Raw genomic sequence first — 6,713 nt, 5'->3', positions numbered from 1 at the left:
CTGCTTCTATCTGCCGTTTTCGAATGATCCTCATCGACTCAAAGCCACCAATTGTAACCCTTGCCGTTCGAAAACTCCCAAAGCCCAAGGTGGCTCTGCATAGCTGTTTGATGGGCCTATGGTCCTGCTCGATAATGTTGTACAAATATTTACTCTGACGAATTTCGATATCGGTGCCTTCGTCCTCATTATGGGCCTGAATGCCGGCGACGTTGGCTCCGCTTTTGTCGATGGTGATTTTTATCGGTTCGTCATTTAACTTGATAGCCCTGGAGAGAAAGCGTTGTGCGGCTTTCCGGTCGCGCTTTGCCGTCAGCAAATAGTCCACGGTATTGCCTTCCTTATCCACTGCCCGGTAAAGGTATTTCCACTGGCCTTTGACCTTGATATACGTTAAATAAGACCCCTTCTGAGACAGTAAATAAGACCCCTTCTGAGACAGTAAATTGGACACTGCTAGCTGGGCAAGTTACAACTGAGACACCTACAGGGACGCCTTCTGAGACATCGCCTGCTGCTGGACATTTATTATCTGAGACACCTTCTGAGACACGGCTTGTGATACCCTCTGAGCCCCCTACTGAAACAATTACCCCCGCTTCATCGCAATTGATGGAAACAGGATCAAAGACAGGAACTAGGACACCGTCTAAGACGCTAGCAAGAGCTGACGCTCAAATGCCTGCACCCGCACCATCAACGAACAGGGTGAATTCCAAGGCTTGGCCGGCAGAGATTGATTTTGAACTAGCTGAGCAACGTCTAAGCCCACGATATCCATTGATGGAGCTTTTTGTTTCGGCTATCGATGCGACAATCAGCGAACATGTGACTGTGAAATTGAGCCATAAAATAATTTCTGAATATTTTGGATGGTCAGATGCGAAGGTAAAAAAGCTTATCCAGAGGCTCTCACATGACAAGTGGATCCGGGTTCACAGTGAACGCAGAAGCTACTGGGTTCGATATGAAATTAACCAGCAGATTGTAAAAGAGGTTAAGAAAGAAAAGCTTTTGGACCTACGTAAGTTCAATAAGATCAAACAAAAATGCTGGGATACACGCAATGAGTTGACAGTTCAAAGTAGGACAGGATCTGAGACACTTACTGAGACAGCAATTGAGACAGGATCTCAGACCACTACTGAGACAAGCTCTGAGACACCCAGTGAGACAGTCCATTGATCGCTGAAATTTAAGGTATTTTTTAGGTTTAAAAGGTGTTTATCATGGAACATGAAGCATGAAACTCAGGGCGGTGGTTCACCATCCTGATCTGCTCGAATTAGGTTTTATTGACAGTATGCCTGCAATTAAAGCGAACGCTTAAGCTGCCAAAAGACAAACAGAAGCGTTTTTGTGGAATAGGGATTAACCAGAAGTAGAGTAACCAAAATTTAAACAATCATTCCCCACAAGGGGGGTGGCGATCAAAGGTGCAGAGCTTAACGAACGTGGTACTTCCTAAGCTATCCCGCCTTTAATTGTCGCGCAACCCTCTTTTAAAAATTGTTGTCAAAAAACAGCCGTTTATGGCCATTCTTGCGCGTTGCGCTTGGTCGTGTAAACGGATCAGGAAACCTTTGCGCCCGGAGGCCATGGAATGGCTGCAGCCGCGATGCTGAAGAATATTTTTGAAGGACAGGGACGTTGCCGGAAAAAGAAGGAACCAAATACCAAACAGCCGTCCCACTATCAGTTTGCGAGGTGGGAACATGAGGATGGGAAGCGATTCGCTGTGCCGGTGGGGGCATACGCAATGACAAGCGTGGGGAATTCCCATTAATCTCGACCGCGATCAAAAACGAAGGGACTGGAACCGAGACTCTGATCTGGCTCCACTTCGACCTCGACTTTTAACGCGCCGACAGGAAGTGGCGATTCGCTGAGAAACTCGACTGGCCAGCGATAGCGGATACCCTGAAAGGAGGTTCCGCTCCTATTTTCGTACCTCTCGTATGCTGTCCGTTCATCCGGCTGCAAGGGAATCAGCCTTGTGTTGGCGATCTCGCCGTTGGAACTCATTGCTGAGACTGGCGACATTCAAAAACTTGCGTTCAAACTTCAGTTCATGGTTATCGGCATCCTGAATTTCTATGGGATGGGTGCGGACGAAGGTGCACGGGGCCTTAAGAGGCTCATGCCCAATATGTTTCAAGCGGACAGGGTCCTTGATCACTGTGAGTTTACCGAGGCCGTCATTCAGAAAAAACGCCCACGGGTTATCCAGAATCTGCTTCATGCGTTGCGCTTTCACCCCGCGCTCAAGCCACAGAACAAGCGTGACCGTGAGGATATTCTCTGGAACGACATTCGTGTCGAACTGCCGTGCGCCCGCCTTTATACAGACCTGCTCGATTCTGTTGGACCGTGGGGAACGGAGCAGGTATCGGCGGCATTGATCATGCAACGCTACCGGATCTCAAAAAACTCAGTATATAAGTTTCTGTCAGATCCGCCCAAATGGTTGAACGTGGAACCCATTCGAGGAGAAGGATTTCGTCTGACCATCCGCTCAACGTCCGAGCTGACGAATCGTGCTTATGCGCTTTTGGAAACCGGAGGGGAAGGCCGGGCGAAGGGATCATTTGCGTCGTTCACTGCGGCTTCGATCTGTGCGCCTGGGCAGGTTCGAGACGGTGAGCGCAATCAGTGGCTGGTCTCAGTGGTACTGGCATGCAAGTGGAAGGGGATCGATCGCGCGAGGCTGCTGTTGGTGCTTAAATCGCTGTTGAAGCGCGTGCCCCATTATCATGAATCCCGGAGCCTGACGCGGGAACTGCCGGCGATTGTCCGCAGTTTATACCATCATCGCAGTGGACTTCGCGGCAGGAATCCGGAGCTGATTTTACCTGAGTGGTTGAGCGAGGAACTGAATCCGACCAAGCCAAAACAAACTTCCCAAATTTTTTCTAGGAAGGGATCCAGCGTAGCTGGATTCGGAGCAGCTGTTTCCGACCCGGTGATTGTACGCGCTCCCGATCTCATGACTGCTTGGGTTATCGAGGCCGCCGCTCCCTCCGCCTCGAGCGGTGCCCGGCCGGTGAGGTTCGGGGGCAGGCCAGGCCCCCGCAGCCTTTTTGGATATCGGGCAGCTTGAGTTGAACCCTGACTTGGGAGACTCGAAGCTTTCAACTTTCAAGCCTCAGCTGGCTGAAACTGGAGAAGATGCCGACAAAAACCCGGTTCCCAGCTCCGAAACAGGAGTGGGCAATACCCTTGATCATCTGTCTGGATCAGCGCTCAGCGGGGCATTTTCGAAGGCGCTGATGCGTTCGTCACTGCTGGCCGCCGAGAAGGCCAGGATTTTAACCGTGGTGACGAGCGAGACTGATCCAGCAGCGAAGGAACGCTTGCGTTGGGAGTGGCTGCTGAAGCTGCAAATTTAGAGCGATTATACGAGTGAATTTTTGGCGCCGCTGATCGAGGAAAATATGCCGAAGAAACAACAGGATGCGACAATGAATATATGCATCCAGAATTCCGTAGTATTTTGATCGTAGGTGATATTGTCAGATAGGCAGCCGTCAGAGCTTTACCGTATGATTCAGGAGCGTAATGGCCCAATACTTGTTCAGGGAGATTTTGAAAGAAACGAGCCATCACTCCAAGCGGCCTCCAGTTTGAGCAATGGTTCGCCGCAACCCTCCTTCGTTCACGGGGAGGTCAAGGCGAACCGCTAAGGTTTCGCGTTAGCGAATACCGCCGTTGGATTCCGCCCTCCTTGCCACCGTCCTTTTCCAGGTTTTGTCGTCGTTTCTCTTAACACCAGCAAATCTTTTGGACTGCTCAATATTCTTTTTCTCTGAAGGCTTTCGTTGGCTTTCAACGTAGGCTTTTACAATATCCAATGGCGCCCCACCGCATGAGACTACGCAGTAGCTCGGACTCCAGAAGTGGTCGCCCCAAAGCTTTTTTTTAATCTCAGGCCAGAACTCCTGCCGAAGAATATAGCTCGACTTTCCTTTAAGCTTGCCCGCCAGATTGGAAACGGCGGTTTTTGGGTGGCATGCGACCAGCAGGTGGACGTGATCGTCCTCACCATCAAACTCCAAAAGCTCGCCCTGCATTTGTTCCATGGTCTCCGAATAAACTTCTTTCAGCCTTTGAAGCATGGCATCGCTTAGTACGCCGCGTCTATATTTCGTGACAAAGACAAGATGAATATGATTTTTAAATATGCAGTGTCTGCCTGTTCGCCACTCAAAATCACTCGACATATGCTTGACTCCTCCTGCCGGTTTCCATAGAATAGCGAAAGAAAAAAGAAAGGTACAGCATGCTTACAGGAATTCGGCTTAAAGCGAATGTGACTGACCATCAGAGGCTGGTTTTAAGCCAGTGGATGGGTTGCGCTCGTTTTATCTGGAACAGTAAGTGTGATGAAAACCGTTACCACTCGGCCTATGCGCGAAAGTATTGCCCAATCGGCACATACGCACCAATTGACAAAAAATACTCGCATTTCAAGGATGACGATCTTTCCCCATGGCTCTCGGCTTGCCCGAGTAAGATCCTTGCCAACTCAGCCTGCAACTGGTTTGATACATATCAGGATTTCATGAAAGCCCGCTGCGGAAAGCCAAAAATAAAGAAAAAAACACGCAGCGGTAGTATCCACCTCACGCGTGACCTTTTTCGCTTTGAAGTCTGTCCCGATGGCGTCAGAAGGTTATTCATTGGAGCAGAACGCAATAACATCGGCTATCTTTCTCTTAAGATCCATAAGGATTTCCAGCAACCGGCTTCCCTCTATATCAAGAAACGGCACGACGAGTTTTGGGTGTCCTTTTGCTACGAAGATGGCCAGGACGAGAGTGAAATTTTATCGCAAAAAGATCATCTCAAATACCTCCGGGGCCAGTCCGAGGAATTTCTCAGGCAGCATATCATCGGCATCGACCGGGGAGTAAAAAGGCCGGTTCAGGCAGGTGATCAAAGCTTTGACTTTGCACCCAGGCAAAAGCAAAGCATGGACCAAAAGAAGAGGAATCTTCTTCGTTACCAAAGACGAATGTCAAGGCAGCAGAAGGGTTCGAAGCGCCGTCATAAAACCAAAATCAAGCTGTCAAATACTCACAATGATATAGGAAATATCAGAAAAGACTTTTGTCATAAGGCTTCCCGTGCCCTTGTCGATCAAAAAGATTCGAGAATTTTCATTCTCGAAGATCTTAAAACAAAGCAAATGACAAAGAGAGCCAAAGCCCAAAGGGACGATTCAGGCAAGTGGCTAAGGAATGGAGCTGCCGCCAAGTCTGGTCTCAACAAGGCTATCCTTAACGTAGGCTGGCACCGATTCGAGGAATTCTTAAAGTATAAAGCCAACCGGGCTGGCAAAGTCTGGTTCAAAGTCCCTGCCCATCATACCTCTCAGGAGTGCGGAGCTTGCGCCTACACTCATCCCGGTAACCGCAAAAGTCAGGAATTATTTCGTTGCGGTAGCTGTGGCCACGCTGATAATGCCGATCATAACGCGGCAGAGGTCATTAAAAAGCGAGCAATCAGTCTTATTTTAAACTCTGGATCGGAGTTGTCAGACAGGGGAGTTTTGTCCCAATCTGACAGTGGACGTGGAGCCAAGGGTAAGTCGCGGCGGGTCAAAAGCCCCTGCGCTCGTGGCGATGAAGCGTCAAAAAAGAAAAAGAAGAGTCCAAAGGCGTTGTCTCTGGATTTTTCTTTGGAAGCCAGTCCGGGGAATGATCCCTTCAAGAAGAGAAAACCCGGCTGCATAGTCAGTCGGCCATGAAAAAGTTTGATCACGCTATGGAGTGCACACAAATTTCAGGGAATGGTTTAGGTCCAAAATCAGGCAAAATCGCTCAGAAATTCGTTTTATGCCCACGCGAACGATGGCCATCAACTTTCTAAAGTTGAAGCCTGCTCCAGACATGACAGCGTTGATTCCATCGCCTTTTGCGCCCAAAAGATGGTTTCTCCCGAGCCTGAGATCGTGCTTCATATGCCCAATCACAGGTTCAATGCTGGATCGGCGTTTAATATTCAGTGGTGGGTTCTTTGCCTTGCCAGCAATATACGCCTGCGATCCCCATACCAATCCATCAAAGCCTTTGTACCCTTGATCCAGATAGACTTCGTCCGGCCAGGTATTATGAAGCTGATTGATCATCCAGAGTGTATCAGAGAGGGTGTGGCCGTCAAATGGATTTCCGTGAAAGGACTGTACGGCAAGCACCCAGCAGGATTTTGCTGTTGTTGCTATCGACACCTTGGATCCGAATTCGTATTTCTTTTTCGCCTTGCCTTTTGCGATGCAGGAAACTTCTGGAGCATGAAGGCTATAGATTTTGTCCTTCTGCTTTGGATGCCGATTGAGGATTGATTCCGCCTGGGCGAGAAGAAGATCCAGGGTAGGTGGTGGATCGGAAACTTGTCTTCGGATATCCCGAATCACTCGTCCAAGAAAGGTTTTGAGTTTTTTAAGCGCACGTTTTGCCAATTTCGACTTTTTTTGATGCCTATATCGTGCATGCTGCAGAAGAACCTTCGGACTTGATCGGACGTATGTTTGCCGGAGTTTTATGCGAAGTTTCCTGCATTCGACGACGAGCCTTTGCCGGGCCTTATGAAAGAGTTTGGCATCAGTCGGATAGGTGATGGCCTTCTCCTGCACGGTGGTATCAGCCACAACCCGGCTCAGTTCAGCATCAGGAATAATCTTTTTTCTACGACCAAGTTCAATCGTCTCCTTG

General features: G+C 49.1%; 6 protein-coding genes and 1 pseudogene. 4 read left to right on the top strand and 3 right to left on the bottom strand.

Annotated elements, in window-relative coordinates; translation table 11 throughout:
- Nucleotides 1-394, bottom strand: a pseudogene (locus VE954_RS38945) (IS6 family transposase); the annotation flags it as partial.
- 284 nt (nt 395-678) lie between these two features.
- Between VE954_RS38945 and VE954_RS38940 the strand changes: the two are divergent.
- From VE954_RS38940 to VE954_RS38930, 3 genes are all read left to right on the top strand, one after another.
- Nucleotides 679-1,185, top strand: coding sequence for a hypothetical protein (locus tag VE954_RS38940; RefSeq protein WP_324963370.1), 507 nt, complete (start codon nt 679-681; stop codon nt 1,183-1,185).
- Between the two features lie 811 nt (nt 1,186-1,996).
- Nucleotides 1,997-3,100, top strand: a complete 1,104-nt coding sequence (locus VE954_RS38935; RefSeq protein ID WP_324963369.1) for a hypothetical protein — start codon at nt 1,997-1,999, stop codon at nt 3,098-3,100.
- A gap of 13 nt (nt 3,101-3,113) precedes the next feature.
- Nucleotides 3,114-3,389, top strand: a complete 276-nt coding sequence (locus VE954_RS38930) for a hypothetical protein (protein ID WP_324963367.1) — start codon at nt 3,114-3,116, stop codon at nt 3,387-3,389.
- 303 nt (nt 3,390-3,692) lie between these two features.
- Here the strand turns inward: VE954_RS38930 and tnpA are convergent, their stop codons facing one another.
- On the bottom strand, nt 3,693-4,220 hold the full coding sequence (tnpA, locus tag VE954_RS38925; protein ID WP_349263867.1) for an IS200/IS605 family transposase: 528 nt from the start codon (nt 4,218-4,220) through the stop codon (nt 3,693-3,695).
- A gap of 59 nt (nt 4,221-4,279) precedes the next feature.
- Between tnpA and VE954_RS38920 the strand changes: the two genes are divergently transcribed.
- Nucleotides 4,280-5,749 (top strand): transposase, encoded by a 1,470-nt coding sequence (locus VE954_RS38920; RefSeq protein WP_324963365.1) that lies wholly within the window; start codon nt 4,280-4,282, stop codon nt 5,747-5,749.
- A gap of 15 nt (nt 5,750-5,764) precedes the next feature.
- Here VE954_RS38920 and VE954_RS38915 read toward each other — a convergent pair.
- The coding region (locus VE954_RS38915; protein WP_324963363.1) for an IS5 family transposase at nt 5,765-6,713 on the bottom strand (949 nt) is incomplete at its 5' end.

The sequence above is a fragment of the Oligoflexus sp. genome (assembly GCF_035638955.1).
Taxonomy (GTDB): domain Bacteria; phylum Bdellovibrionota_B; class Oligoflexia; order Oligoflexales; family Oligoflexaceae; genus Oligoflexus.
Note: the sequence above shows the minus strand (reverse complement) of the source record. Positions and strands in the feature narration are given on the sequence as shown.

What these genes read in the sequence shown, in the direction of transcription:
- VE954_RS38940 (WP_324963370.1), top strand. Translation starts at nt 679, where the DNA reads ATGCCTGCACCCGCACCATCAACGAACAGGGTGAATTCCAAGGCTTGG.
- tnpA (WP_349263867.1), bottom strand. Translation starts at nt 4,220, where the DNA reads ATGTCGAGTGATTTTGAGTGGCGAACAGGCAGACACTGCATATTTAAA.
- VE954_RS38920 (WP_324963365.1), top strand. Translation starts at nt 4,280, where the DNA reads ATGCTTACAGGAATTCGGCTTAAAGCGAATGTGACTGACCATCAGAGG.